Raw genomic sequence first — 24,930 nt, 5'->3', positions numbered from 1 at the left:
CCTTAAGGTTTGAGTAAATAAGAAAACGCGCAAAAAAGCCGCTCCACATGGAGCGGCTCAAAAATCCATATAAGGCTAACGCCAACAATGAAATAAAGGTCCGGCTCCACTTTCCTACGCTGGTATGATCCAGATCAGGTTCAAGGGTCCGGGAATGCATTTTTCCCGTCTCAGCCTATTCAGGCTCCCCTAGTGGTTTCTTATTTAGTTATGTTTAAGTTACAGAGAAATCCAGCAAATGTCAACGGTGTTCTTAATAGAGCTTTGGATAAACATGTCCTCTTTTATGAAAAATGCTGAGCTATATTACTTAGATACTCTTCCTCAACCGTATTTTTCTTCATGCTTATGAGCATTTTCGCATCTTCTCCCACTACATAACGGAATTTGCTTGTACCGTCTGTGGCCGCTTGATAAATAGTGTCAGCTACAAGTTCTGGTGCCGAGGCATAGTCTGGAGCTTTTTCCATTTCCCCTAATTTACCCAGAAAGGCAGTAGTAAATGATTTATAATCCGTTAAGCCATCATTAAAAAAGAACTCCATCGATCTTCCGCCAAAGTCCGTGCTAATGGCTCCTGGTTCAATCAACTTTACTTTGATGTTTTGTGATGCTAATTCAAAAGATACGGATTCAGAAAAACCTTCTACCGCGAATTTAGTGGAGTGATACAGAGACATCGTAGGAAAGGTCACGATCCCTCCCATTGAAGAGATGTTGATTAGCAACCCTTCCTGATTAGATCTAAAATGAGGCAGCATGGCTTTAGTCATACTAATAAGACCAAACACATTCACTTCAAATTGTCTGCGGATCTGCTCATCCGTAGCTACTTCTATAAGCCCCATTGACCCATATCCGGCATTGTTCAGGAGAACGTCAATTTTACCAAACCGCTGAATAGCTTCAGCTAATGCAGATTGAATGGTATCTGTTTTCTCAACATCTAACCGCAACACCAACACATTGTCCAATGTAATGAATTCAGTTTCTTTTTCAGGTGCACGCATCGTGGCTACTACGTTCCATCCTCTTTCAGCAAAATGTTTTACTGTAGCTCTCCCAATGCCAGATGAAGCACCCGTGATAAAAATTGTTTTCATTAAAATTCCTCCTAAAAGTATCTGAATTCGCTAAATACTGCTCTTCTCTTCCTCTAACTGCTCCATGCTTAACAATCCCTCGGCAATGGTTGCAAGTTTAGCTTTATATTCTGCTATCCCAATCTGGATGCAAATGATCTGGGCCGGGTGCATTTCATCTTTATAATGTGAATACTGCTCTAATAACTGATCTAACTTTTTTTGTGATTCCTCTTGTACTTGCTTCAACCAGAAAATCACCTTGTCATACCCCACAAATCGGCCAAAATATAGCCTCATCATAAAATCGGATTTCTTACTACTGTCTCCCTCTAGTGGCGCTAGTAAATAGTCGTTAAAACAATCTCGCCCTTTAGCCGTTATGTTATAAACATTCTTGTTTGGCTTACCTTTCTGGGGCACAATTTCCTTGGTTATTAATTCTTCCTTCTCCATTCGGGCAAGCGTAGGATAAATCGTGCCATAACTAGAGCTATAGAAATTAGACAACACATTCTCCAATAACTGCTTTATTTCGTAGCCAGTCAACGCTTCTTTCATGAGCAAGCCTAAAATAACATCCTGACTGTTCAAGAATAGCTCCTCCTTATTTAAAAACATCTACATATTACACTCAGTAATATATCAGACCAATATATATCACGTCAATATATAATATTTAAGCAAAAAAAACCGAGTGAAGTCAGCAGTGAATGCCTGAAATCAACTCGGCTTGTCATTTGTACTTAATTTGCTGAACTAAAATATTCTGATAAAATCCCCACCAAAACTTGCTTATAATCATTTAAGTCATAAGAAGAGTTATTTACTTTTTTCTTGGCTATGTTTATGCCGTTAAATATTTCTTCTTCCAATTCCCTTCTTGCCTTTAGTACCTCCAAGGTTCCTTCTAAACCTGTATAACCCTGTTTTTTTCCATACCCTTGGTTAGTATAATATTCAATAAATCCCTCCGACCATTCTTTAGGTCTTTCCTTAACGGCCTTTCTGAAAGAATGATCAAGATCATTCTGCTCTACGTAAAGCAGCAATGGATTCAGCCGCTCCACAATCGCTGCCAGTTCTAGAACATAATTTATAACGTCTTCCTTCTGTGCACCATATTTAATCATTCCAATGGTCACAGGGTTTTGTATAAAACAACAATCAAAAATAAAGGTGTCTGAGTCATTTAAAACACTCGCCGAAAATCCCTTCCAACGCTCTGTTATCAGTTTCCTGTTTTGAGCTAGCGACAATTCATAAACATCATTTTTGGCAACTGCCTGCAATAACTCATCTGGGAAATCCGGCCCATATTCATTTGCGATTTTTCGATATTCCAGGAAAGAATGGCTACCTTGTTTAATCACACGATTATTCAACAAATCCCGAAACTTCTCATGGGTACCCAATAATTCATCGAATTCATTTTGCTCGAGACAGGCGACTCCCTCATAATCCGCTGGATGCTCCAAATCCCCTTCTAAAAACAGCTGAGATTTAAGGTTCATTTCCGTAAGAATTTCATGAACTAATTGAGCCGTTGTTGTTTTCCCGAATCCTGGTAATCCCTCAATCAAGACTAACTTCGGTTTCATAATAAAATCCCTCCAATCATTAGTAGGAGGATATGTAGGTTAGGAGCGATAGAGATGCGGTTTCCCACGACAATAAAAGCGGATACCCTAAGGTATCCGCAGAATGGGTTTAAATTACACCTTTCCCTGCATACCCTGTAAGATTAAAGAAAAGCATGCCGAATAAAATAGTGTAATCACTATTACAGGCATCCTTTCGCATTGTTAATCTTTACAGAGTAATCCACATGATCAGGTTAACGCTCCTTTGTATGCATCTCTATTAGTTAGATTAACATTGAGCAGAGATAAATACAATCCGGGAGCCTTCTTCAAACCTCCCCCGCTAGTCTAGTTGATACAGATTCCACTTTTGCGCGTTTGTACCATTGTCATCCCAAATTTGAACGTTGGTTCCATTTGCAGTACCAGCAGCAGCAACATCCAGAGCTTTCCCACTGTTGCTGGCAATCAATTTATAAGCACTTCCAACTTTAACAATGCTCCACTTCTGATTGGAACCGCCGCCATAACTCCATAATTGCACATTCGATCCATTGGCAGTCCCCATCTCAGCTACATCCAAACCTGTATTACTATTGACGTTAATAACCTTATACAATCCTCCGCCAACATCTGTGATTATCCACTGCTGAGCACCCGTTCCGTTATCGTCCCAGATCTGTACATTTGTGCCGTTTGCAGTGCCTGCAGCAGCTGCGTCCAATGCTTTACCGCTGCCTACGTTAACCATTTTGTAGGTTTTACCAGAAACGATACCATCACTTGGAGGCGTTGCTGACTTTATCTGCTCTCTGACAAATTTACCGGATGCCGTTAACTGCGCGTCAGACCATCCACCATAAGGGCTTGCGCCAGGCGTCAATGCAGCGGAGGCTTCCGTCTTATCACATAACGACCAGTTGGTCCAACTCAGTTTTCTGTCTTTCATAAAATCCGTCCATACTTTAGATTCGGCAAGGAAAGGACCACCATCTCCGGAAGCGTCACTCGTTCCCCACTCTGTGATGAATACGGCCACACCTTTGCTCCTTGCATAATCAATACGATCTCTCAGCAATGAACCGTGAGTCCCGGCATAGAAATGTGTTGTATACATAATGTTGCTTTGGGCGATAGGGTTATTGGCGGCATCATGCACATCCTGGCTCCATGTTCCGGTTCCTACGATAATGATTCCATTCGTATCAATGGATCGGATAACCGGGATCATTTCCTCTGCATATGGCTTAATGTGGCCGTTCCACGTAGCATACCCATTAGGCTCATTGGCGATTTCATAGATCACATTCGGATAATCCTTATACAAATTGGCCATTTCTGCAAAAAAACCTTTTGCCTGTTCTTTATAAATATTCGGATCCTTTTCACCCAGCACATGCCAATCGATAATCACATAGATTCCCAGATCAATCGCAGCCTGTACAGCTTCTTTCACCTTGTTTTTTTGCGAAGGATCATTGATATAGCCGCCATCTTGCGTATACATAGCTGGCCGGAATAAAGTTATTCCCCAATTGTCTCTCATCCATTTCATGCTATCATAATTCACGTACTGCCCAAACCATTGCAAACCATGGGAACTCATCCCCTTTAATTGGATCGCTTCTCCCGCCTGATTCACTAATTGGTTCCCAGAAACTCGCAATTGGCCATTTTGGGCTACGACCGAATTAGCTTCGGCATTCACCTTTTGCGGGGGGACGAAAGATACAGTCATGAAGGTGATAATTAATGCACAAAAAACCGCAATCATTTTTTTGAACATATAAAGCTACCTCCTTAAATGGTTTGCTGTACTTTCCCGTGCTCTATTTTCCGAAAAGATCCATCCCCCTTCACAAAGTTTGCAAATCTATGGGGTATGTCTTGGTGTTTCATTAACAATGTAAAAGGGTGAAAGGAATGGCTTGAGGGATGGTAGTTATCTAATCGTTAGGGTGTAGTCGATAGGCATTATGAGGTGCATTAGCATATGGAGGCGGTTAGATCATCAGATCTAAGAAGAATTATCGTTCTAGCATAGCAGATATGATTAAGACACATAACATATGGGGGTTTCTTATGAAATCCCTATGCTCAGAAAACGCTTACATATTCTGTTATATTATACAATCATCAATCGGTTTTTAATACCAAACGACATCAAATTTCCATAAAAAAAGTGAAGCGCTGTTTCATTCAGCACCTCACTTTTACTATGATGAAATTCAAGCAACACGCTCATATCTTGACGACTTTATTTCCGCCAAAAGCTTGAACAGTCTGCCTTATCCAAAATATTAAACTCGATCATCTTCTCAAGTAATGAGAAATCAACCGGACTCTCCCAACGGATACGTACCAACTGCTTGGTATGATCATAGCCAGCCTGCACAATTTCAGCAGAAAAATGATTAATCCCTGCGATTTCAGGGGCAACAGCCATATGATGTTTGGCTACGCTAAAGCCAATAATGTATGTGCCATGATCGGTGAACATAGGCTGGTTCCAGCCAATCTTCGGCATTAGGTTTGGAAATTTCTTGATTACCCAAGCCAAAACCTCTTCCACTCGGTCCCGATGTTCCGGGTTATCAATTTGCGCTAAATATTCTGCAAAAACTTCCATGTCATGCCCCCTAAAATAAAAATTTATTTAATGCATTAGCAATTATCCGTTTTTGATTTTTTGTAGGCTAAGGGTGTCATATTCATCTCCTTTCTGAATCTTTCTATAAAATAGCTGGTGCTGTTGAATCCAACCTTATAGGCAACTTCTGTAACATTAGATTCTGCTTGTTGCAGTAAGACTAAGCTTTTTTGTATTCGATAATCCATAACATAATTCAACGGAGTTATCTTTAACATTCGTTTAAAATATCGGCAGCATTCAGAACGACTCAGTTGGCCTGCTCTTGCAATATCATCTAAAGTGATTTTTTCAGCGTAATGCAAGTATATCCAACTCAACATTTGCTTCATCCGATGGCTCTTTACCATTTCCATCTGGTCGTACTCTAATTGAAAGCCATTGATGATTAAGTTTTTCCAAATTAGTGCCAGGTGCATGGTAATATCAATTTCAAAGCAGGGGGATTTTTGTTGAATCCATTGATTTATTTTCACAATGGCATCTAATATATTTTTCCCCCAAGGCTTATCAGCATCTATAAATAAATAGGGTAAATTAGTCGCTTGAATATAAGGAGTTACATAGGTTGTATACAGCTCTTGTGATAAAACGAAATGAGGAGAAACATTTAAACAGATATAGACACAACCCGATTTTTTCTTTTCTTCGGCCATGTGTAGGCAGCCACTATTTATAAATACCCCATTACCTTGTGGTACTACTAATTTATCTTCATTTATTTGAAAGATTGCTTCCCCTTTTATAACCAGAACAAACTGAATTTCATCATGCCAATGAAGCGGTATATATCCATTTATATTTTGATTAATCGTTGTTTCGTAACATGCAACCGGTAGTACGACCGTTCGATGCTCAGTAAGCTCTTTTAAGCTTTGATCAATCATGAAATTTTTAATTTGCAAATGACCACAACCTCAATATATTTATACTTTAACATCCAATATAGATATAATAAAAAAGATTTTTCACCTATTATAACACTATTATTATATTATAAGGTGGGGAATCATCATGGATAGATCAGCCAGAAGAACAGGATTGTTTCTTGTTATAACAGGGGCTATATTTTGGGGGATTAGTGGTACCGTTTCAAAAAAACTCTTTCAGCAATTCACAATCGATGTAAATTGGCTTGTAGCAACACGTTTGCTCATAGCTGGTGCTTTACTCTTAACCGTTCAGTTTTTCATAAAAGACCGTTCACAACTATTCAGTGTATGGAAAAATAGAAAGACAGCTTGCCAACTCCTTGTCTTCGGTTTGGTTGGTATGCTCTCCGTTCAATACACGTACATGGCATCGATCAAATCCGGTAATGCTGCTGTTGCAACACTATTACAGTGTTTAGCCCCTATAATGATTATCATCTATTTAATTCTTCGCAAACACATTGTCTTAACACGAAATGATTTGGTAACTATTTGCCTTGCTTTAGTTGGTTGTTTCTTCTTACTAACAAACGGCTCGATCTCTCAACTATCCGTGCCAAAAATCTCAATAGTTTGGGGGCTTTTATCAGGAATATCCCTAGCTTTTTATACCCTATACGCAATTCCTCTCTTGAAGCAATACGATTCCCTCGTCATTGTCGGTTGGGCTATGATAATCGGTGGTTTCGGATTAAGCCTTATCCATCCACCTTGGCAGTCAGACTTTAAAAACTGGACGCTAGAAACCTATTTATACTTAATCTTCGTTATTCTATTCGGCACAATGATAGCATTCTGGTTCTATATAGAAAGTTTAAAGAGCCTTTCAGCAAAAGAAACAAGCCTTCTAGGTAGTTTGGAACCACTAGCTGCTATATTAACAACTGTATTTTGGTTAAAAGAGCCTTTTGGCTTTTTCCAATGGATTGGTACAGCATGTATCATCGGACTGATTTTGTTAATGACATTGAATAAGAAGTCTACTTCAAATAATCTATGATTTTAAATATGAGGAATTCACCATCAGGTCTCCCAGAACAGACGGTTGCCCGAGGCGAGCTGTGCGGTGACCGGCCACACTGAATCGTTGAAAATTCGTGAAGATTCTGCAATACTATCTATAAAATTATGAATTACGGGGGATTCGATTATGGAAACCGTTGCGCCTAAAAGATATGACACACTGGTCGGCGCGCCGGCCGCCATCGCGGCGGGTTATCACCATACCGTCGGGCTTAAATCAGACGGCACTGTGACGGCTGTGGGTGATAATAAATATGGCCAATGTGAGTTAAGCGGCTGGTGCGGCATCCAAGTACCCGCAATCGGATTTATTTAATGGATTATCGTTAGGTACTCAGTCTACAACTTTATTTTCCTAGTCTACTGTATTTTCTCCGAACACCTATTTTCTCTTTGTAAGCATAAAAAAGTCGCTCAAATGAGTAATTACAATCTATTTTTTCAAGACACAAACCTTATTGTTAAGTTACTCACATAAATGACAATTAATAACTTTAATGTAATACTACAACTGAATAAAGAAAATAAAGTTGTAGACTGGTCGTGGGATCGAACAGTGTTATAATGCCAAAGTTTTATAAATAGAAAAGCCACATTAAGTATTTAACTCTAATGTGGCTTTCAGACACGATCACGAACCCTCACTGGCTTAAGGGGCTTAGCCCCAGGTCCGACGGACTTAGCCAGTGCAGGGTTATCTGCTGAGTTCACTTGCCCGAAAAATCTCTTACAGACCAAGGGCCGTATGGGCTGCAGCGTGAATACCTTGTTAGATGATGTATCTGCCTTCTTGAACTACAGGCATAAGGTCTATATGGTGTTATAATAAATGTTCTTCATGTATTTTTGATCCCCATAACGAATCTCTTTTGGATACTCTTCGCTGTTGATCTCTAACTTCAGTAAATCATCATTACTCTCTTTTATTTTACTTTTAATCTCTGCCCTTGAGTGTATATTATTAAGTATATTCCTTACCCGCTTATCGTTATCATGTTTAATTTCACAGCGGACTCCTAATTTCACCATGTTATGCTGATCAGTAAAGTCATTAAACAAATCTATTAATATAAAACTATCCCTATCGTCTTTCGTAAAAAATACAAAAACATCTCCCTTTCCTGCTCTGCTAGGTCCTTCGCCATATGATAAATACTGGTCACATAATTCCATGAAATTAAATCTTATATTTAATTGTCTCATTAATTCTTCTAAACTAAATACCTCAAACGTGTCATCTATCAAATCAAAAAACGGTAGATAAAAAGAAAATTCAATATATCTTTTCATTCTTAATTCCTTTCATTATTTAATAAAGCCTGCCGGACCGAGGGGTGAATGCCCGAAGCGTGAACATGGTGTTATGCGATGGTGCCGGCTTCTTTGAGATACATTCAAGATTTTCTTTTGTATAAATATGTAAGATTATTTAAATGGTCATATTCAATTGTTATATCTTCATATCCCTCAATCTTTTCCAATTTAATTGGTACAACTAGTCTTTCGTAGTTATTTTTGTTGTTGATTACCATAAAATACGCCATTAATATTCCTTTTATCATGTTTTCGTGCATTGGTTCTCTAACTAATAATTCAGAAATAAAAACATCTTTATCACTATCTCCACAATTCAGGGCAACATGATAGTCCCAAAAAGGAATTGTACTTTTGCTTCCTGCAGAACAAACAATAGGATACTTTGCACTAATAAAATTGAAAACGATTGAATTAACCTCGTCGATTGTTAGATTCTTTGGTTTTTTTATTGAATGGGTTTCATCGTTGTGAATTATTATGCAATAAGGGATTTTTGAAATATGATCTTTAAACTTTGTAACTAGTCCTTCCCTAAGATATATCGGGCCTATCAAGAGGATTCCTCCTTAATAAGATTTACAGCACTTTCGCATAACGTCTTATTTACGAACTTCGTAAATAACTCTATGTAGAGTATTCGCGAAATTATTGAGCTATCCTGCCCGTTCGTTTAATCCCCTCGACGGTCTAATACTTTATTTTCTCAGTCTAAAATATTATTTTCTCCTTACACTTCCATTTACAAAAAAAGAGCCACCCTGGGATTTTAGGACGGCTCTTGATATCTGTGTTGCTTTTCCACTTATTCTGATGGTGATAAAAATCCGTGAAACTAATTTAATTAACTGAACTTTCGCAGACCAGCTTGTTTTCTTTGATAAACGCTCAAAGCTGCTCTTTTATCCAGACTCTAAATTCAGTCAAATCCAGCAATGCATGTTGCCTCAGCTACATCGAAGCTTGTTTGCCAATTAAGTGCTGCGAAGTTCCTTTCAACTATGTATTCTTCTGCTTGGCAACTTGCATACCGCCGATGATAAGCATGATAATCCCAATTACTGCTAGAATAATCCGAACTAAGAATGGACTCAATGAAAACACAGTTTCACCTTGCCAGTACAATCCGAACAACCTTTCATTCAGCCCCACAATCGCCAATAATGGCTTAAAAAACAAACTCAGCGCTAATAATACTATCCCGCAAATAATATTGCTATTCATTGATTCAAAACCCCTTTTCCAATTAAGATAAATGAAGATTATTTCACAATAATACTTACCCTTGCATCAACTCTCCCCGTTTACGCACAATTCTGGCAGCATCAGCACTTTTTTGATCTACCACAATTGTTTCTATGTTCATTCACGTCCTTACCTTTTCATTCATCAACGTAGACTTCCCAGCCCCATTAGGTCCTAGCAACCCAAACATCTCACCGATCCTGAGTTTAGTCAGAAAAAAGTCGCGTCACGGTGCACCTGTGGAAGTTAATTTTTCAGCAATGGTCTATTCTCTTGTTGCTCGAATTATTGAACGCATCCCGACGGGGATTTGCTTAGTTGCCGCACAATATATTGCCAAAGCAAGTTCAACAATCCAAGCGATGATTAATAGTAAAGCTCCCATAAGACTGCTCCTCCTCCAGTTATTCTAATGAACTCATCATAAAAAACTGCGAAAAGGATGTATATAGAAAAACGACAAGCTGCATCCACGAACCAATAAGATGCAAAAAAGCAGTAAGCATAGAGCTTCCGCCTTCTCTTACAGAGCCTTAGGACAATAGACGAACTATGGCATAAACCACTGCAATTTCGATTGCAAGAGTGAGTGCGCCGGATACACTACTTACAGCACCAATTAAGCTGCCAAGAGAAATCAAAAGGATCTCTAAGGTGAAGAAATCTTCTCACTTATTCCAAAAGGAGCATACAAAATAATTCCCATTTGGCATGATTTAAAGGTACTTAGCAGTCGGAATAAGGAGTCAGTATATTCTTGGAGGCTTGCTTTCTTCTGGGGATTTAAATGACAGAAAAGCTGCAATTCCATTATTGAAAGGGATCACTTCACAGTATCCAAACTACACATTTAAGTATGCAACTTTGGATGCAGGTTATGACTACGAAGCAATTTACCAAGAAGTGCGTAAAACTAAAGCACTTGCTATTATTGCATATAACCGATAGCGAGAAGCTGAATTACTTTAGCTTGTGACCGCATAAACAAACAAGCTCAGTTTAATGCAGCATAAAATTCAAAAAATGAAGTTGATGAGATTGGAGTAGTCTATTGCTCTTTAAGGCAATGCATTATGAAATTGATTCATCTATGTATTCTTTATATTTGAAATTTTTAATCCCTATGAACTCGACCCTTTCTTATAATTTAGTGATCTTTCATTGATTAAGAACAAATTGAATGATGGGAGCTTATTTCCGAAATCCCTCGGGCAGACCGAGGGACGATAACCCCAATGCTTGAATATGGTGTTATCTGATGGATACGCCATCTAGGAAACACTAACATTTCTTTTACGTAATTTCTTAAATACCGAATATTCCTTATTGGACTTAATAAAACTTAATATCTTTTCGGCACATTCTGTTGGATTCATCTCTTCCGTATTTACTTCGAGGTCATATTCATCAAAGCAATATACTTGGGTAAACTGTGAATCTGCTAGTCCAATCGGTCTATCTCCTCTTGTTTGCTCTCTTCTTATGAGTTCTTCTTTCGAGCATATTACACCTGTAAATAACGTAGGCTGATCGAAAAATTGATCAAGAAACTCATTAAACCTCTTTTCAGTGTTGATTATGGTATCTGCTATTACATTAAAACCCAATTCTAATAACAATTTAATTGTCGAATGGTACACAGTGAATATAGAATCATCAACTATTTGAGAGACAACTTGATGATCTATTGCTTTTGGAGGTTCATCTGGAAATTTATTGTTAATAAAATCATTGTAATTATTAAAAAAATCATCAATTGATAAATGATAAAAAAGAATCTCTTTCTGATTTATCAGTTCAGTCGATATGGAGGTCTTTCCGGAACTTGAAGTTCCATTTAAAAAAACTAATATCCCTTGCTTCAATTTAATCATCCCTTCAAAAAATAATTATTTCGTATCTTTCAGAAAACGTTATATTCACAAAGTTCATAGAATTATCCAACTCATAAAATATTCGAGAAATGATTGAACTATCCTGCCCGTTAATGAAGCGCCCGCCAGTCTAATACTTTATTTTATTTGGACACTGACTACAATCCCTTCTAAAAAAAACAGCCCCGATGACCTAAAAAAGCATCATCGGGACTGTTGTAGAAGTTCCACACATTTTTTACTGGTTCCATAGTTTTTTAACTAGTTCTATACTTTCTTTACTGGTTCCCTACTTTCTTATCACCAGACAAAGAATTCGTATCAAAACCTCTACTACTCCACCGTAACGCTCTTCGCCAGGTTACGTGGTTTATCCACATCGTGGCCCAGGGCCAGCGAAGCATAGTAAGCCAGCAATTGCAGCGTTACTACGGACAAAGCAGATGTCAGCAGCGGCAGGGTCTTAGGAATCACGAATGCCTGATCTACCGATCTCAGCAGGTCGGTTACATGCTCTTCATGAGTGATTGCCAGCACGTCTGCGCCGCGGGCTTTCACTTCTTTGATGTTGCTGACTGTTTTCTCCAGAACGGATTCCTGGGTGGCCAAGGCAATGACTGGAACGCCTTCTTCGATCAGTGCCAGGGTACCATGCTTCAGTTCACCCGCAGCATAAGCTTCGGAGTGAATGTAGGAGATTTCTTTCAGCTTCAGCGAGCCTTCCTGAGCTACCGCATAGTCTACACCGCGGCCGATGAAGAACAGGTGTTTGTGCTCGGAGATTTGCTCAGCATAGGTTTTAATTGCTTCTTTCTGTGCCAGAATTTCTTCCACTTGCTCAGGCAGTGACTGCATAGCGGCGAGAATCTCGGCAACCTGTGCTTCGCTTTGTGTTTCGCGTACTTCAGCCAGATACAGACCAAGCAAAGTGAACGCGATAATCTGCGAAGTATATGCCTTAGTGGACGCTACAGCGATTTCCGGTCCAGCCAGTGTCACAAGCACGTCATTGGCTTCACGGGCGATGGAGCTGCCCACTACGTTGGTGATTGCCAGTACATGCGCACCGTTTGCTTGACCTTCACGCAAAGCAGCCAGTGTATCAGCAGTCTCACCGGATTGGCTGACTACGATGACCAGTGTTTCCGGTGTTACGATTGGTGAACGGTAACGGTATTCCGATGCGATATCATTCTCTACCGGGATACGCACCAGGGATTCAATCAGGCTGCGTCCAACCAGACCCGCATTGTAGGCTGTACCGCAAGCCACGATCTGGATGTTGCGGATATTCTTGATTTGCTCAACGGTCAAGTTTAGCTCCGGCAGAATAACCTTGTTGCCTTCGGCATTCATGCGGCCGCGCATAGTGTCGCGGTAAGCCTTAGGCTGCTCGTGAATTTCTTTCAGCATGAAATGCTCATACCCGCCTTTTTCTGCGGTAACTGCATCCCAATCGACAGTAATCATTTCCCGAGAAATAAAGTTGCCTTCAATCGTCATCAGTTCGACAGCATCCCGTGTCAATACAGCCATTTCGCCGTCGTTCAAAATATATACGTTGCGGGTGTATTCCAGCAGTGCTGGAATATCAGACCCGATAAAGTTTTCGCCTTCGCCAAGGCCGATAATCAGCGGGCTGGCTTGACGCACAGCTACCAATTTATCCGGCTCATATTCAGTCAGAACACCCAGTGCAAACGCACCGCGCATGAAAGTGATCGCTTTTTGAACAGCTTTTACGATATCTCCTTCATATTCACGGGCGATCAGGTGAGAAATAACCTCTGTATCTGTTTCGGAAGTGAAGTGGCATCCGCCGGCAATCAGCTCTTCTTTAAGGTCCAGGTAGTTTTCGACAATCCCGTTGTGAACTACCGAGAACTTCTGGCTTTCATCGGTGTGAGGATGGGAGTTCTCATCAGAAGGTTTACCATGAGTCGCCCAGCGGGTGTGCCCGATTCCGGCACTTCCTGTCAGCGGAGTGGTTTCAAGTCTCGACTCCAGGTTTGCCATACGGCCCTGAGCCTTCACGACCTGCAGTCCTTCCTTGGTAAATACGGCAATACCTGCCGAATCATAACCACGGTACTCCAGCTTCTTCAATCCTTCAACCAAGATCCCCTGCGAATTCTGATTACCAATATATCCTACAATACCACACATTATATTTTCCTCCGTCCATTTTATCGTAATGTGGGCGGCATAAGGAAAGAAACGTGCCGTGCGGCATGTTACTTGAGAAAAAGCAAATATTCTGTTGTAGTCATAAGTCCAACAAAATAAACCTGTCACCTGCTAGGTGTTCATGAAATGCACAGTCTTCTCCTCTGCCGCAGCAGACCTCTGTTTACTTTCCAGATCGCACATACCCATGAAATAACATTTCTAATTTGCACCCATAGTCGCGTTGTAAGAGTGGTCGCCCGCTCATTTTCCGCTTCCATTTACGGCTCTGGTGCATCACCGGGAGGTCCCCGCCGAACATTTCGAACGCCTCCACCTCGTCAGCTTACATCTGCCGTGATCCGTTCAAGCCTTGCCCTGATTGGCAACTTGCAGGCTTTCCCTTCTCCCCCGCGCAAGATCAAGCTCTGGCGCTTGCTATTGCAGTAACCTTACTATCCCCGCTTTCCTTCTGGAATGACACTTAATCATTATATGCACCTTACATCACTTTGGCAATGCTATAACTCGTGAAACCTTTTGGAACGCTTCAACAAACTGGATATATTGATCAGGAAGCCGGTGAATAAATCTGTCGATTACATCCACCAGCTGCCAGTAGAAATAATAAATTAGACCAATTCGCGCTGTACTACATCAACAATCTGACCGACAAAAAGATCCAGTTCAGCCTTATCCGGTCCTTCCGCCATTACACGGATCAGCGGTTCGGTTCCGGAAGGACGTACCAGCACACGGCCATTATCGCCAAGCTTGCCTTCTACCTCATTAATCGCCGCTTCAATTGCCGGATTGTTAGGGTAGTTGGTCTTATCCTGCACACGTACATTCACAAGCACCTGCGGATATTTGGTCATCATTGATTTCAGCGCACTCAGCTTCTTCCCTGAGGCCTTCATCGTATCCACCAGCTGAATCGCCGTGAGAATGCCGTCTCCGGTTGTATTATAATCGAGGAAAATGACATGCCCGGACTGCTCTCCGCCCAGGTTGTATCCTCCGCGGCGCATTTCTTCCATCACGTAACGGTCGCCGACAGCTGTCTTGGCTGTGTTGAGCGATAATTTCTCAGTCGCTTTGTAGAAACCGATGTTACTCATTACTGTAGAGACAATAGTTCCATCCTTCAGCTTACCTGCACGGTTCATGGCATCTCCACAGATGCAAAGGATAAAGTCACCGTCAACCTCGTCGCCCTTCTCGTCGATGGCAATCAGGCGGTCGGCATCGCCGTCAAAGGCAAGTCCTAAATCCGCACCTTGGCGCAGTACTTCCTCACGCAAGGTTTCAGGGTGGGTGGAACCGAAGCCATCATTAATGTTCAGCCCGTCAGGCTCTGCTCCAATGGCAATGACCTCGGCGCCAAGCTCTCTGAATAGCCGCGGGGCCAGCTCATACGCTGCACCGTGAGCGCAATCAAGCACCACTTTGATTCCTTTGAAGCTTTGGGAAATGGTTGTCTTCAAATATTCCAGATAAAGATATTTAGCATCGTTATCTACCGTAACTGTACCTAAGCCAGATCCAACAGGACGGGGCAGCTCATCCTTCTCCGCATCCATCAGTTCTTCAATCCGCAGTTCCGTCTCGTCAGTCAGCTTGAAGCCGTCTCCGCCAAAAAATTTAATGCCATTATCCTCCACCGGATTATGTGACGCAGAGATCATGACGCCCGCATCGGCCTTAAGCAATCTTGTAATATATGCAACAGCAGGTGTACTCACTACACCCAGACGTATAACATGGGCCCCAATGGACAACAGGCCGGCTACAAGCGCCGATTCCAGCAATGGACCGGAAATCCGTGTATCCATCCCTATGACTACCTTAGGCTTCTCTACGTTACCCGCAAGCACATACCCTCCGCAGCGGCCAATACTGTAGGCCATTTCTGCTGTTAATTCCCGGTTTGCAACTCCGCGTACACCATCTGTTCCGAAATACTTACCCATCTTTATTTCTCCTTTGATTACGCTGGTTCAGCTTAATGAATTATTGTATGAAAGTTTAATTATTCCGTGTACCAAAATACATCTAAATAGACGTATTCCAGTTTATAAAGTTACGTTCCGCCTGTGCTTCCGGCATTATTGCTATTCCCGTTGCCAGTGGGGATACTGCTGCTTTCTGCCGTACTCTCAGTCGGGGACGGTGTGGGCGTGGCTGCACTATCGCCGTTGTGAGAGGGGGAGGGCTCGGCAGTAATTTCTTCACCGGCAGCGGGCTCAGAACTCGGCTCAGGAGTGACTGCCGACTCGGTAGCTGGCGCCTCCGTACTTTCTGGCGTTGAAGGTACTTGCAGATCCACTGTTGCTGTAAGCGGCTGAGCGGAATTCACCAGCGAGATGAACCTTGGCAGTGAGACCTGAAGGGTTATCTGATGAACACCGGCGGCATAACCGCCGACATCCGCGACCACACTGATATTGTCCTGATCCAGTTGATCCAGCAGGGTAGGTGCCCCGGATACAGTCAGTGACACAGTTTTGCTGGACGGATCCGTCATCAGGGCTGTAAGTCCGTTGGCCACCCCTTGCAGCTTAATGGGAACCGCCTCAATCGTCCGCTGGGCAATTTCTGCGGTCGTCACCGACACCTTCACCGTTCCCGGATCGACCTTCGTGGCTCCCTCAGGAGGCTTAAGCTCCAGTGGCAGCTGCTGTGTACCCGCAGAAGTGATAGAACTTAAATCCAGGGTCGCCTCATAGGAGGACAGCCCTGCCAGCACCTCCTTGTTCCCAAACACATTCACCGCATCGACCTCAGGAGTTACCCTGGATACGACGAGGGAGCCGGGAAGCTGACCGCTGAAGCTAATATCCAGCGGCAAGCTTTTGAAAGGCAGGGTGATCGGCAGCTCCACAGATACGGAAGCAGGCTCGATCACTGCATCTTCTATTTCCTTGCCGCTGCTGTCATAGGCATACAACTTTAGTTTCTTCTCTTTGAAGGTTTCACTTTCGCCATCCAGCTCGATGATCCCCTGCACCTTAGCCACCCTGCTCAGCTCGCTGTCAGCCAGCGTAACCTCAGCCGTCTCCGGCTGAATCACCGGGGTGCCGACCTGATAACCCGCCGCCGGCTCGCCCTTCGTACTTATTGTGACCGGAAATGACTTTGTAGTCCGCAGTTCCACATGCACATTCACTTGTTTAGGCTCCATGGATTCATACATCACCCCGCTGGGCAGCGAATAGTTTAGCGGCAGCGTTGTATCCCCCGGCTGTAATCCGCTTAAATCCACCGAAACCTTATAGGCATCCGACAACTTAAAGTTAAGGTCGGATCTTTTGCCCCGAACCTCCAGCCTTACGCTGTCAACGTCCATGGTGTAGATATACTTTTCGTCATCAAATCCGCTTCTCGCTATCTTAACATTCTCAATGATTTTCGATTCAGTATTAACTGTAGTCTGGTTCGTAGGCTCCGTATCCACATGTACAATGGTCCATAAAATCACACCGAAGACAAGCGCAAGAATTTTGTTGAAGTTATTGTTCTTCATCCACTTATCCATTGCTCTTGCCCCCTCTCCGTTTCCAGAAAGCAGAACTTTTCTCCTTCAGCGGGGAAGTCGCACTAAGCTCCTGGTGCAGCTTCGAGATGAGCGATTCTTCCTTAATGTCCCTTACAATTTGCCCGTTAATCGCCAGCGAAATTTGCCCGGTCTCTTCGGAGACCACAACAGACACAGAATCCGCGACTTCGCTGATCCCAATGGCTGCCCGGTGACGTGTCCCCAGCTCCTTGCTGATGAACGGATTCTCCGACAACGGCAAATAACAGGCTGCTGCGGCGATTTGACCATCCTGCATAATCAGCGCACCGTCATGCAGCGGGGTGTTGGGAATGAAAATATTGATCAGCAGCTCAGAGCTGACAACAGAACGCATCGGAATGCCGGATTCAGTAAATTCATTAAGTCCAGTCGCCCTTTCGAAGACAATTAAGGCCCCTATCTTTCGCTGGGATAAATAATTCATGGCTTTAATGACTTCACCGATTAATTTACTGACTTCCTCATCATTCTCCGAGGTTCGTCCAAAAAATTTCCCCCGTCCAAGCTGCTCCAGTCCCCTTCGCAGTTCAGGCTGAAAGATAATAAAGATCGCAAAGATCCCAAAGGTATAAATCTGATTCATCAGCCATTTCAGGGTATACAAATCCAGCAGGGTGCTCAGCGCCCAAATAATAACCAGCACCAATATCCCCTTCAGGAGTTGAACCGCCCGCGTTCCGCGAACCATATTGAGCACTTTATAAATAATATAACTGACAATCAGAATATCGATTATATCTTTAATGGACTCTTTCCATGTAAGGTCAGTAAAATAACTCATTGCCTAAAACCCCCGTCATTTCATATTAGCTGGGTTTATGTAAAATGTCTGTAAGTTCTGTATCAATATCTAGGTTATAACGTTCACGCTCAGGTTGCAAGTTTAGGTCGTTGGGGTTTTATGTTTCAGACGTTTAAAGACAACAAAAAAGCGCCATCTTTCCGGAAAAAGAGGCGCAAATGAGTTTTCTGCTAAAAGCAACCATATCTAATTAACGGTAGGCAACTTCAGAGAACATGTTCGTCACTTTATACCAGAGCCAACTTACCGCTTGGTCTATGCTTTTGACTTGCCCGGAAATATGAGCGGTTGAAGCCTTGTACAGAGTGCCGTCGATCACAGTCACATTGCCGTTGACTTCCCCATATACTTGAGTTTTACCGTTCTCCACCGTAAGATCGCCGGAAATGATTTTGCCGGAAGGTACGATAACCGTATCTCCTTTGATGACAACCTGATCGAGGTCGCTTCCTCTGACTACAAGCTGTCTATCCTGATTCCAAAAAGTAACGGAGCTCATCAACATCACAAAAATAAACAAGGACGCCGCAGTAAGCGCGGGATGTCGCTTGATCCAGGTGATGAAGGCTCTTTCCTTCTTGGATTTCGGTAATGAATTCATAATCCGGCCTACAAGATCCTCCGAGGCAACAGGGTTCTGGTGCATCAGCGAGAACATCAGCATATCGGTCTGTTCCAATTCTTTGAACTTCGCACGGCAATCCGGACAGGATAGAAGATGCTCCTTCAATTCCCTCTGCTGCAGTTCGGGCAAGTCGTCATCCAGGTAGTCGTGCATCATAGAGACGGCCAGTTTGCATTCCATAGGAGCCAATCCTTTCATGAGTGCTATTTAATTATTTCAAAACAAAGAGACAGGGCGCATAAGACTTGCTTAACTTACATACGTCGCTCCCTGAAGGACGTTTCATAAAAATAAATCTATTTTTACATTTTAGGGCCTAATTTTTTACGTAAAAATTCACGTCCGCGGTGAACCCGTGTCTTGATCGTCGTTACGGGCATATCCAGCACGTCACTGATCTCCTGAAGCGACAAATCCTGCAAATAACGCAAAATCATCACGGACCTGTATTTGACGGGCAAACTGTCGATAGCCTCATAAATCAGCGACTGTGTCTCAGAGAGCAAAAGCTCTGTCTCTGGTGTTACATTGTCGCTGGGAATCATCGAATAGCCGTCAATACCTTCCTGATCGTTCATCTCGGCATCCAGCGAATACGTTGGTTTGCGCTTGCGCAGCCTATCAATGCAGAGGTTCGTGCCAATCCGGTAAATCCAGGTTGAGAACTTCTGCTTATCATCATAACGGTCCAAATTTCGATACACACGCAAAAAAGTCTCCTGAACGATATCCTCCGCTTCATGGCGGTTGTTCAGCATCCGGTAAGCCAGATGATATATCTTGTCTTTATATAGTTCCACAAGCTCGGCAAATGCCCTTTGGTCGCCTTTCAAGGCGAGCTTTGTCAATCTGCCTTCCAAATTCTCCACCTGTTAACTCCCCCAGACTTGCCGCCCTTGGTATTTCATCTCTTGAATGTCCACGGTACAAGCATTTAAATCGTAATTCATGTTCCGGCAAAAATCAAGGATTGTATTGTTACCTATAGGTATATTGGGCAAAATCCACGCATTGCTTAGACGGTGATTAATCGCAGCTGCGGGAAACATTTGGACTTCTAGTCGCTGTTATTGTCAGATTCCCTGATTTGAACCGCTGGCAGCGGTAGGAATCCGACAATAAAGGCGAACGCTACCGCTCCTCCAGTTGCAAATTTCCTCTTCGCTGCTCCATCACCGGTATTGGAATGCCATGTAATTCAGCCCAAATTACATTTCAGCAACAAAGGCTGAGAGGCATGGGGCTGGAGCAGCTTCAGCTAATGTAAAGGGAACAAGATCTGGTTCTCTTGCCTGGCCCTTAAGGCCGGCTACATAGAAAACACAAAAACCCGTCCGGCCTCCATACCAGAGGTGGACGGGTTTGAAGGAAGCGGCTTTGCCGGCTTCGAAAAATCAACGACTAAGAGAGTGACATCATGAATATTAACTACAGTAGATCAACTTCAAAGATCTACTTCTTGAAGATCAAATATTGCAAACCATCAAGTCAGATCAGAGTATCAGCCCGTGTTCCGCAGACCGGCGGCAATACCATTGATCGTGAGCAGCACCTCACGCAGCAGTTCGGCGTCATCGCCTTCAACCTCGCGAAGAGCTCTCAGCTCGGACAACAACTGCACCTGCAGGTAGCTGAGTGGATCAACGTATGGATTGCGCAGCCGGATAGATTCCTGAATCACAGGAACGTTATCCAAAATATCCTGCTGGCCGGTAATTTTGAGAATGAGTTCTGAGGTCAGCTTGAATTCGGCTTCGATCTGGCCGAATATCCGCTGACGCGCTTCCTCATTCTTACCCATGCTTGCGTATTCCTTGGCGATAATCAGATCGGCCTTGGCAATAGCCATTTGCAGGGTGTCAATGAGCGTAGTAAAGAAGGAGAAGTTCTCATACATATGCTGCATGATCTTCAGGTTCTCTTCCTTATCCTCATAGAAGCTCTGCAGCCCTGTTCCAGCGGCGTACCAGGCCGGGAGCAGATAACGGCTCTGCGTCCACGCAAATACCCATGGAATGGCGCGCAGATCCTCAAAACGGTCACTATTCTTACGCTTCGAAGGACGGGAACCGATATTGAGTTCTCCAACCTCGGGCAGCGGTGTTGATTCTTTGAAATAAGCAAAGAAATCCGGATCACGGAAGATCAGATCCTGATATTTATTAAGCGAGACTTCGGAAATCCGGGCCACAATCTCTTCCCACTTGCTTTCGTACAGATCAGCCTCAGGCATTCTGGCATTAATAGCTGCCGTCACAAGCGCCGAGGTTGCCTGCTCCAAGCTGCGGTAAGCAATACCTTGCATCGAATACCGGGAAGAAATAACCTCTCCCTGTTCCGTAATCTTGATGCCACCGCCAATGGTTGAGGCCGGTTGAGCAAGAATACTGCGGTTCAGCGGCATCCCGCCGCGTCCGAGCGCACCACCACGTCCGTGGAAGAATTTCAGCTTAATCCCGAATTCCTCTGCAGTAGCCGTAATTTGCTTCAATGCAACGCGCAATTCCCAGTTCGCGGTAACTACCCCGCCGTCTTTGTTGCTGTCTGAATAGCCAAGCATAATTTCCTGCACATCGCTCATCGCACTAACAGCATCACGGTAGATCGGCATACTAAGCAGTGTACGCATAATTTGTGGCGCATCATGTAAATCATCAATGGTCTCAAACAGCGGGACTGCCTGCAGTGTACATACGACAGTTCCATCATTATCTTTGCGGAACAAGCCGACTTCCTTCGCGAACACCATAACCTCTAAGATGTCGCTCGCTGCTTCAGCCATACTGATCAGATAACTGGTGATGCATTGCTTGCCGTATTCCTCCTGCGCAGTGAAGATTGTACGGTACACCGCAAGACATTCCTCTGTGCTCTCACTGTAAGTCTGATAAGGTGAAGTCAGCGGACGAGGATCATTCAGCAGATTCTCCAGAATTCGAATTTTTTCATTTTCCTCTAGTTTAGCGTAATCCTGCGTGATGTTCATTTTGGCCAAAATTTCTGTCATCGCATTTTCATGCTCCTGACTGTGCTGGCGAACATCCAGTGTAGCCGTGTGGAAGCCAAACAGCTCCACCTGGCGGATCAGCTTCTTAATGTAGGTATCCGCTACATAATCCGCATAGTGATGACGCAGACTGCGGTCTATCACGTTCAAATCATCTATAAATCGTTCTGGTGAGGAGTAGCGCTCAGGCGTACCCTTTTTCTCATCATCCAGCACGTTCTGTATCTTGGAGATCATGTAACTTAGTTTAATCCGGTACGGCTCGTTGTCATTGCGCCAGGCATCAACCCGGTTAAGATTGATAATGTTGCGGTCCTGTTCAATGGAATCCACCAGTTCCTGCGTCACCTCAACGATGCTTGTACTAAAACTCAGGTACTGCATGAGTTCGCGCATGATACGCTGATATTCCCGGATAGCCAGCTTGCGCTGCAAGCGCAGCGTCTGCAGCGTAACCGCAGCAGTCACTGAAGGGTTGCCATCGCGGTCCCCGCCGATCCATGAGCCAAAACGCAGATACGTCGGTACATGCCAGTTCTGGCCTGGATAGTATTTGCTCAGACATCGCTCAAGCTCTTGGTACACATCCGGCAATACTTGAAAAATCGTCTCATGGAAATAATACATTCCATTACGCACTTCATCGAGTACCGTAGGCTTGCGGTCACGCAGCTCATCGGTCTGCCACAACGTGATGACCTCGTTCAGCAGCTTCTCGCGTAACTGTTCGCGTTCCCGGAAGGTCAAGGTAGGATTATCCAATCCCATTACATCATCGGAAATCCGTTTATGAATATCAAGGATCGCCCGGCGCATAGCTTCCGTAGGGTGAGCCGTCATGACCAGCTCTAGTGAGAGGCCATTCATGATTTCATGGACATCCTCATGGGAGAAGTCACGCTCGCGTAGTTCCTGAATAGCGCTTTCTATGGACCCGGGCTGTACAGTCTCCCCGGCTGAACGTTCATAGTCGCGTTTTCGGCGAATGCGGTGATTCTGTTCGGCGATATTCACCAATTGAAAATAGATGGCGAATGCCCGTATCACCAGGTGGCGATTCTCCGGATCCAGTGAATTAATTAGCTCTTTAAATTCATTGTGCAGTTCAGGCAAAAACAATGAGCGCAGCGATTTACTGGTCTCGCGGATCTTCTCCACGATTTCCAGCAATTCGTTACCGCCTTGATGAACCAAGACTTCGCCCAGAATATTCCCCAGGAACCGTACGTCCCGCCGCAGCAGATTGTTGGAGTTGCTTTTGCTAACGGTAGTCGTAAGTTCGGTCATGCTGCTCCCCCCATCCTCTTCCGGATCAATGTTCTTAACATTGTCTATTTGAAGCTTTCCACATATCATACAATAAAACCGCCCGGAAATCTTCAACTTATTGCGCTGTAAAGCGTCGCAGTAATTACGATTATACACCAATTTGGCGTTTTATACAGTCATAAAATACTTATTATATTGGCTAACTAACAGGGTATTTATGTAAAGACAATGGCTGGCATAAATTTATATAATCTATTCATATAAAGGGCCATTAAAATTGGGGGTTTTCATTTCGTGGCATTATGAGGATTTCCTGACGCCCTAGCATTCTAATAACAAGACCCTGTTCAATCGAACAGAACGGCTTGGATTGCCTAACCTTCCAAATACCTAAACCTATCATAAAGCACGGTCAGAGAGCCTTGAGCGAGTTCTCCTGCCACATCAGGCGGATGTTAGGTCCTCCCCGTCCAAAGCGCGCATAAAACCCACTTGGGTTATGGAGAGCTTCATTATCACTCTATCATTCACTTAAGTAAACAAAAAACTCCTACCGGAGTAAGAGTTAAATGTCAGCTGATTAGCTGAGTATCGGGATGACACGATTTGAACATGCGACCCCCTGGTCCCAAACCAGGTGCTCTACCAAGCTGAGCTACATCCCGAAACTATGAAATTATGGAGCGGGTGATGGGAATCGAACCCACGCTATCAGCTTGGAAGGCTGAAGTTCTACCATTGAACTACACCCGCATAGGTGTACAATCGGGATGACACGATTTGAACATGCGACCCCCTGGTCCCACACCCGGTGCTCTACCAAGCTGAGCTACATCCCGTTAATATGAAAAATGGCGCGCCCTGAGAGATTCGAACTCCCGGCCTTTTGATTCGTAGTCAAACGCTCTATCCAGCTGAGCTAAGGGCGCAAAAATTATGGAGCGGACGACGGGAATCGAACCCGCGACCCTCGCCTTGGCAAGGCGATGCTCTACCGCTGAGCCACGTCCGCAAATAAGTGGTGCGCGTGAAGGGACTTGAACCCCCACGTCGTAAGACGCCAGATCCTAAGTCTGGTGCGTCTGCCATTCCGCCACACGCGCATAATACTAATAAAAGTGAGCCATGAAGGACTCGAACCTTCGACACCCTGATTAAAAGTCAGGTGCTCTACCAACTGAGCTAATGGCTCGCATTTGGCAGGGGATATAGGATTCGAACCTATGATGACGGAGTCAGAGTCCGTTGCCTTACCGCTTGGCGAATCCCCTATGATGGATACCTTTATAATGCCCATAATTTCTATAAATATCAAGAAGTTTATGGTGGAGGCTGAGGGGATCGAACCCCCGACCCTCTGCTTGTAAGGCAGATGCTCTCCCAGCTGAGCTAAGCCTCCATATGTATGCCTTCAAAGGGTAATGATAAGTATTGTTGGTGACCCGTATGGGATTCGAACCCATGTTACCTCCGTGAAAGGGAGGTGTCTTAACCCCTTGACCAACGGGCCATGTAAATCTGTGGAGCTCTCAACCGGATTCGAACCGGTGACCTCTTCCTTACCATGGAAGCACTCTACCTACTGAGCTATGAGAGCATGGCTCCCCGAACAGGACTCGAACCTGTGACAACTCGATTAACAGTCGAGTGCTCTACCAACTGAGCTATCAGGGAATATCCGCTTGGCGGCGTCCTACTCTCCCAGGACCCTTCGGTCCAAGTACCATCGGCGCTGGAGGGCTTAACGGTCGTGTTCGGGATGGGTACGCGTGGAACCC

At 43.8% G+C, this 24,930-nt stretch carries 20 protein-coding genes, 12 tRNA genes, 1 rRNA gene, 1 pseudogene and 1 riboswitch; of the genes and pseudogenes, 3 read left to right on the top strand and 31 right to left on the bottom strand.

What is annotated here, in order from left to right; genetic code table 11:
* Positions 1–94 precede the first annotated feature (94 nt).
* Positions 95–201, bottom strand: a riboswitch (TPP riboswitch).
* 83 nt (positions 202–284) lie between these two features.
* The 6 genes from ACAN56_RS31610 to ACAN56_RS31585 all read right to left on the bottom strand — a co-directional run bounded on the left by ACAN56_RS31610 (position 285) and on the right by ACAN56_RS31585 (position 6,220).
* Positions 285–1,103, bottom strand: a complete 819-nt coding sequence (locus ACAN56_RS31610; protein WP_076113993.1) for an SDR family oxidoreductase — start codon at positions 1,101–1,103, stop codon at positions 285–287.
* Between the two features lie 30 nt (positions 1,104–1,133).
* Complete coding sequence (locus tag ACAN56_RS31605; RefSeq protein WP_179091870.1) at positions 1,134–1,676, bottom strand: PadR family transcriptional regulator; 543 nt, start codon at positions 1,674–1,676, stop codon at positions 1,134–1,136.
* A gap of 152 nt (positions 1,677–1,828) precedes the next feature.
* Positions 1,829–2,683: a P-loop NTPase family protein gene (locus tag ACAN56_RS31600; RefSeq protein ID WP_379147761.1), complete on the bottom strand. Its 855-nt coding sequence runs from the start codon at positions 2,681–2,683 to the stop codon at positions 1,829–1,831.
* A gap of 325 nt (positions 2,684–3,008) precedes the next feature.
* Positions 3,009–4,451: a cellulase family glycosylhydrolase gene (locus tag ACAN56_RS31595; RefSeq protein WP_379147759.1), complete on the bottom strand. Its 1,443-nt coding sequence runs from the start codon at positions 4,449–4,451 to the stop codon at positions 3,009–3,011.
* A 471-nt stretch (positions 4,452–4,922) separates the two neighbouring features.
* Complete coding sequence (locus tag ACAN56_RS31590) at positions 4,923–5,294, bottom strand: iron chaperone (protein ID WP_379147757.1); 372 nt, start codon at positions 5,292–5,294, stop codon at positions 4,923–4,925.
* Between the two features lie 35 nt (positions 5,295–5,329).
* Positions 5,330–6,220 carry an AraC family transcriptional regulator gene (locus tag ACAN56_RS31585; RefSeq protein ID WP_379147755.1) on the bottom strand — a complete coding sequence of 297 codons (891 nt, stop codon included), beginning with the start codon at positions 6,218–6,220 and terminating at the stop codon, positions 5,330–5,332.
* 109 nt (positions 6,221–6,329) lie between these two features.
* On the opposite strand from ACAN56_RS31585, the gene ACAN56_RS31580 reads away from it, so the two are divergent.
* Positions 6,330–7,247, top strand: coding sequence for a DMT family transporter (locus ACAN56_RS31580; RefSeq protein WP_038596788.1), 918 nt, complete (start codon positions 6,330–6,332; stop codon positions 7,245–7,247).
* Between the two features lie 201 nt (positions 7,248–7,448).
* A pseudogene (locus ACAN56_RS31575) lies at positions 7,449–7,586 on the top strand (RCC1-like domain-containing protein); the annotation flags it as partial.
* A gap of 494 nt (positions 7,587–8,080) precedes the next feature.
* Here ACAN56_RS31575 and ACAN56_RS31570 read toward each other — a convergent pair.
* From ACAN56_RS31570 to ACAN56_RS31555, 4 genes are all read right to left on the bottom strand, one after another.
* Positions 8,081–8,560 carry a hypothetical protein gene (locus ACAN56_RS31570; protein ID WP_038596794.1) on the bottom strand — a complete coding sequence of 160 codons (480 nt, stop codon included), beginning with the start codon at positions 8,558–8,560 and terminating at the stop codon, positions 8,081–8,083.
* Positions 8,561–8,664: 104 nt separating this feature from the next.
* On the bottom strand, positions 8,665–9,141 hold the full coding sequence (locus ACAN56_RS31565) for a hypothetical protein (protein ID WP_379147753.1): 477 nt from the start codon (positions 9,139–9,141) through the stop codon (positions 8,665–8,667).
* 442 nt (positions 9,142–9,583) lie between these two features.
* Entirely contained in the window at positions 9,584–9,808 is a 225-nt protein-coding gene (locus tag ACAN56_RS31560) for a hypothetical protein (protein ID WP_342437305.1), read from the bottom strand.
* A 142-nt stretch (positions 9,809–9,950) separates the two neighbouring features.
* Complete coding sequence (locus tag ACAN56_RS31555; protein WP_379147841.1) at positions 9,951–10,043, bottom strand: ATP-binding cassette domain-containing protein; 93 nt, start codon at positions 10,041–10,043, stop codon at positions 9,951–9,953.
* A 524-nt stretch (positions 10,044–10,567) separates the two neighbouring features.
* On the opposite strand from ACAN56_RS31555, the gene ACAN56_RS31550 reads away from it, so the two are divergent.
* Positions 10,568–10,777, top strand: coding sequence for a transposase (locus ACAN56_RS31550; RefSeq protein ID WP_156131047.1), 210 nt, complete (start codon positions 10,568–10,570; stop codon positions 10,775–10,777).
* 323 nt (positions 10,778–11,100) lie between these two features.
* Here ACAN56_RS31550 and ACAN56_RS31545 read toward each other — a convergent pair whose 3' ends face one another.
* From ACAN56_RS31545 to rrf, 21 genes are all read right to left on the bottom strand, one after another.
* Positions 11,101–11,694, bottom strand: a complete 594-nt coding sequence (locus ACAN56_RS31545; RefSeq protein WP_038596801.1) for a chloramphenicol phosphotransferase CPT family protein — start codon at positions 11,692–11,694, stop codon at positions 11,101–11,103.
* A gap of 342 nt (positions 11,695–12,036) precedes the next feature.
* Positions 12,037–13,869 carry a glutamine--fructose-6-phosphate transaminase (isomerizing) gene (glmS, locus tag ACAN56_RS31540; RefSeq protein WP_038596945.1) on the bottom strand — a complete coding sequence of 611 codons (1,833 nt, stop codon included), beginning with the start codon at positions 13,867–13,869 and terminating at the stop codon, positions 12,037–12,039.
* 632 nt (positions 13,870–14,501) lie between these two features.
* A complete protein-coding gene (gene glmM / locus ACAN56_RS31535) occupies positions 14,502–15,842 on the bottom strand; it encodes a phosphoglucosamine mutase (RefSeq protein ID WP_342437318.1) in 1,341 nt (446 codons plus the stop codon).
* A 110-nt stretch (positions 15,843–15,952) separates the two neighbouring features.
* Positions 15,953–17,407, bottom strand: a complete 1,455-nt coding sequence (locus ACAN56_RS31530; RefSeq protein WP_379147749.1) for a CdaR family protein — start codon at positions 17,405–17,407, stop codon at positions 15,953–15,955.
* Entirely contained in the window at positions 17,400–18,230 is an 831-nt protein-coding gene (cdaA, locus tag ACAN56_RS31525) for a diadenylate cyclase CdaA (RefSeq protein WP_038596954.1), read from the bottom strand. Before cdaA ends, ACAN56_RS31530 begins: the two co-directional genes overlap by 8 nt.
* Before the next feature lie 211 nt (positions 18,231–18,441).
* Positions 18,442–19,056 (bottom strand): zf-HC2 domain-containing protein, encoded by a 615-nt coding sequence (locus ACAN56_RS31520; protein ID WP_038596956.1) that lies wholly within the window; start codon positions 19,054–19,056, stop codon positions 18,442–18,444.
* 122 nt (positions 19,057–19,178) lie between these two features.
* Positions 19,179–19,745 (bottom strand): RNA polymerase sigma factor SigW, encoded by a 567-nt coding sequence (gene sigW / locus ACAN56_RS31515; RefSeq protein WP_038596958.1) that lies wholly within the window; start codon positions 19,743–19,745, stop codon positions 19,179–19,181.
* Positions 19,746–20,377: 632 nt separating this feature from the next.
* Entirely contained in the window at positions 20,378–23,170 is a 2,793-nt protein-coding gene (gene ppc / locus ACAN56_RS31510) for a phosphoenolpyruvate carboxylase (protein ID WP_038600882.1), read from the bottom strand.
* A 573-nt stretch (positions 23,171–23,743) separates the two neighbouring features.
* A tRNA-Pro gene (locus tag ACAN56_RS31505) sits at positions 23,744–23,817 on the bottom strand.
* 14 nt (positions 23,818–23,831) lie between these two features.
* Positions 23,832–23,905 (bottom strand) — tRNA-Gly (locus ACAN56_RS31500).
* Between the two features lie 12 nt (positions 23,906–23,917).
* A tRNA-Pro gene (locus tag ACAN56_RS31495) sits at positions 23,918–23,991 on the bottom strand.
* Positions 23,992–24,004: 13 nt separating this feature from the next.
* A tRNA-Arg gene (locus tag ACAN56_RS31490) sits at positions 24,005–24,081 on the bottom strand.
* Positions 24,082–24,089: 8 nt separating this feature from the next.
* Positions 24,090–24,164, bottom strand: a tRNA-Gly gene (locus ACAN56_RS31485).
* 7 nt (positions 24,165–24,171) lie between these two features.
* Positions 24,172–24,255: transfer RNA gene (locus ACAN56_RS31480), tRNA-Leu, on the bottom strand.
* A gap of 16 nt (positions 24,256–24,271) precedes the next feature.
* Positions 24,272–24,344 (bottom strand) — tRNA-Lys (locus ACAN56_RS31475).
* Positions 24,345–24,349: 5 nt separating this feature from the next.
* A tRNA-Gln gene (locus ACAN56_RS31470) sits at positions 24,350–24,423 on the bottom strand.
* A gap of 52 nt (positions 24,424–24,475) precedes the next feature.
* Positions 24,476–24,551 (bottom strand) — tRNA-Val (locus ACAN56_RS31465).
* A 36-nt stretch (positions 24,552–24,587) separates the two neighbouring features.
* Positions 24,588–24,662, bottom strand: a tRNA-Glu gene (locus ACAN56_RS31460).
* 11 nt (positions 24,663–24,673) lie between these two features.
* Positions 24,674–24,749 (bottom strand) — tRNA-Thr (locus ACAN56_RS31455).
* A gap of 1 nt (position 24,750) precedes the next feature.
* A tRNA-Asn gene (locus tag ACAN56_RS31450) sits at positions 24,751–24,826 on the bottom strand.
* A gap of 6 nt (positions 24,827–24,832) precedes the next feature.
* Positions 24,833–24,930 (bottom strand): 5S ribosomal RNA (gene rrf, locus ACAN56_RS31445); the annotation flags it as partial.

The organism is Paenibacillus paludis, from assembly GCF_042610515.1.
Classification (GTDB): domain Bacteria; phylum Bacillota; class Bacilli; order Paenibacillales; family Paenibacillaceae; genus Paenibacillus_AQ.
The sequence above is the reverse complement of the archived record's forward strand: the minus strand, read 5'-3'. Positions and strand labels throughout refer to the sequence as shown.

Coding starts and splice junctions, on each gene's coding strand:
- ACAN56_RS31610 (WP_076113993.1), bottom strand. CDS start 1,103: ATGAAAACAATTTTTATCACGGGTGCTTCATCTGGCATTGGGAGAGCT.
- ACAN56_RS31600 (WP_379147761.1), bottom strand. CDS start 2,683: ATGAAACCGAAGTTAGTCTTGATTGAGGGATTACCAGGATTCGGGAAA.
- ACAN56_RS31595 (WP_379147759.1), bottom strand. CDS start 4,451: ATGTTCAAAAAAATGATTGCGGTTTTTTGTGCATTAATTATCACCTTC.
- ACAN56_RS31590 (WP_379147757.1), bottom strand. CDS start 5,294: ATGGAAGTTTTTGCAGAATATTTAGCGCAAATTGATAACCCGGAACAT.
- ACAN56_RS31580 (WP_038596788.1), top strand. CDS start 6,330: ATGGATAGATCAGCCAGAAGAACAGGATTGTTTCTTGTTATAACAGGG.
- ACAN56_RS31570 (WP_038596794.1), bottom strand. CDS start 8,560: ATGAAAAGATATATTGAATTTTCTTTTTATCTACCGTTTTTTGATTTG.
- ACAN56_RS31560 (WP_342437305.1), bottom strand. CDS start 9,808: ATGAATAGCAATATTATTTGCGGGATAGTATTATTAGCGCTGAGTTTG.
- glmS (WP_038596945.1), bottom strand. CDS start 13,869: ATGTGTGGTATTGTAGGATATATTGGTAATCAGAATTCGCAGGGGATC.
- glmM (WP_342437318.1), bottom strand. CDS start 15,842: ATGGGTAAGTATTTCGGAACAGATGGTGTACGCGGAGTTGCAAACCGG.
- ACAN56_RS31530 (WP_379147749.1), bottom strand. CDS start 17,407: ATGGATAAGTGGATGAAGAACAATAACTTCAACAAAATTCTTGCGCTT.
- cdaA (WP_038596954.1), bottom strand. CDS start 18,230: ATGAGTTATTTTACTGACCTTACATGGAAAGAGTCCATTAAAGATATA.
- ACAN56_RS31520 (WP_038596956.1), bottom strand. CDS start 19,056: ATGGAATGCAAACTGGCCGTCTCTATGATGCACGACTACCTGGATGAC.
- ppc (WP_038600882.1), bottom strand. CDS start 23,170: ATGACCGAACTTACGACTACCGTTAGCAAAAGCAACTCCAACAATCTG.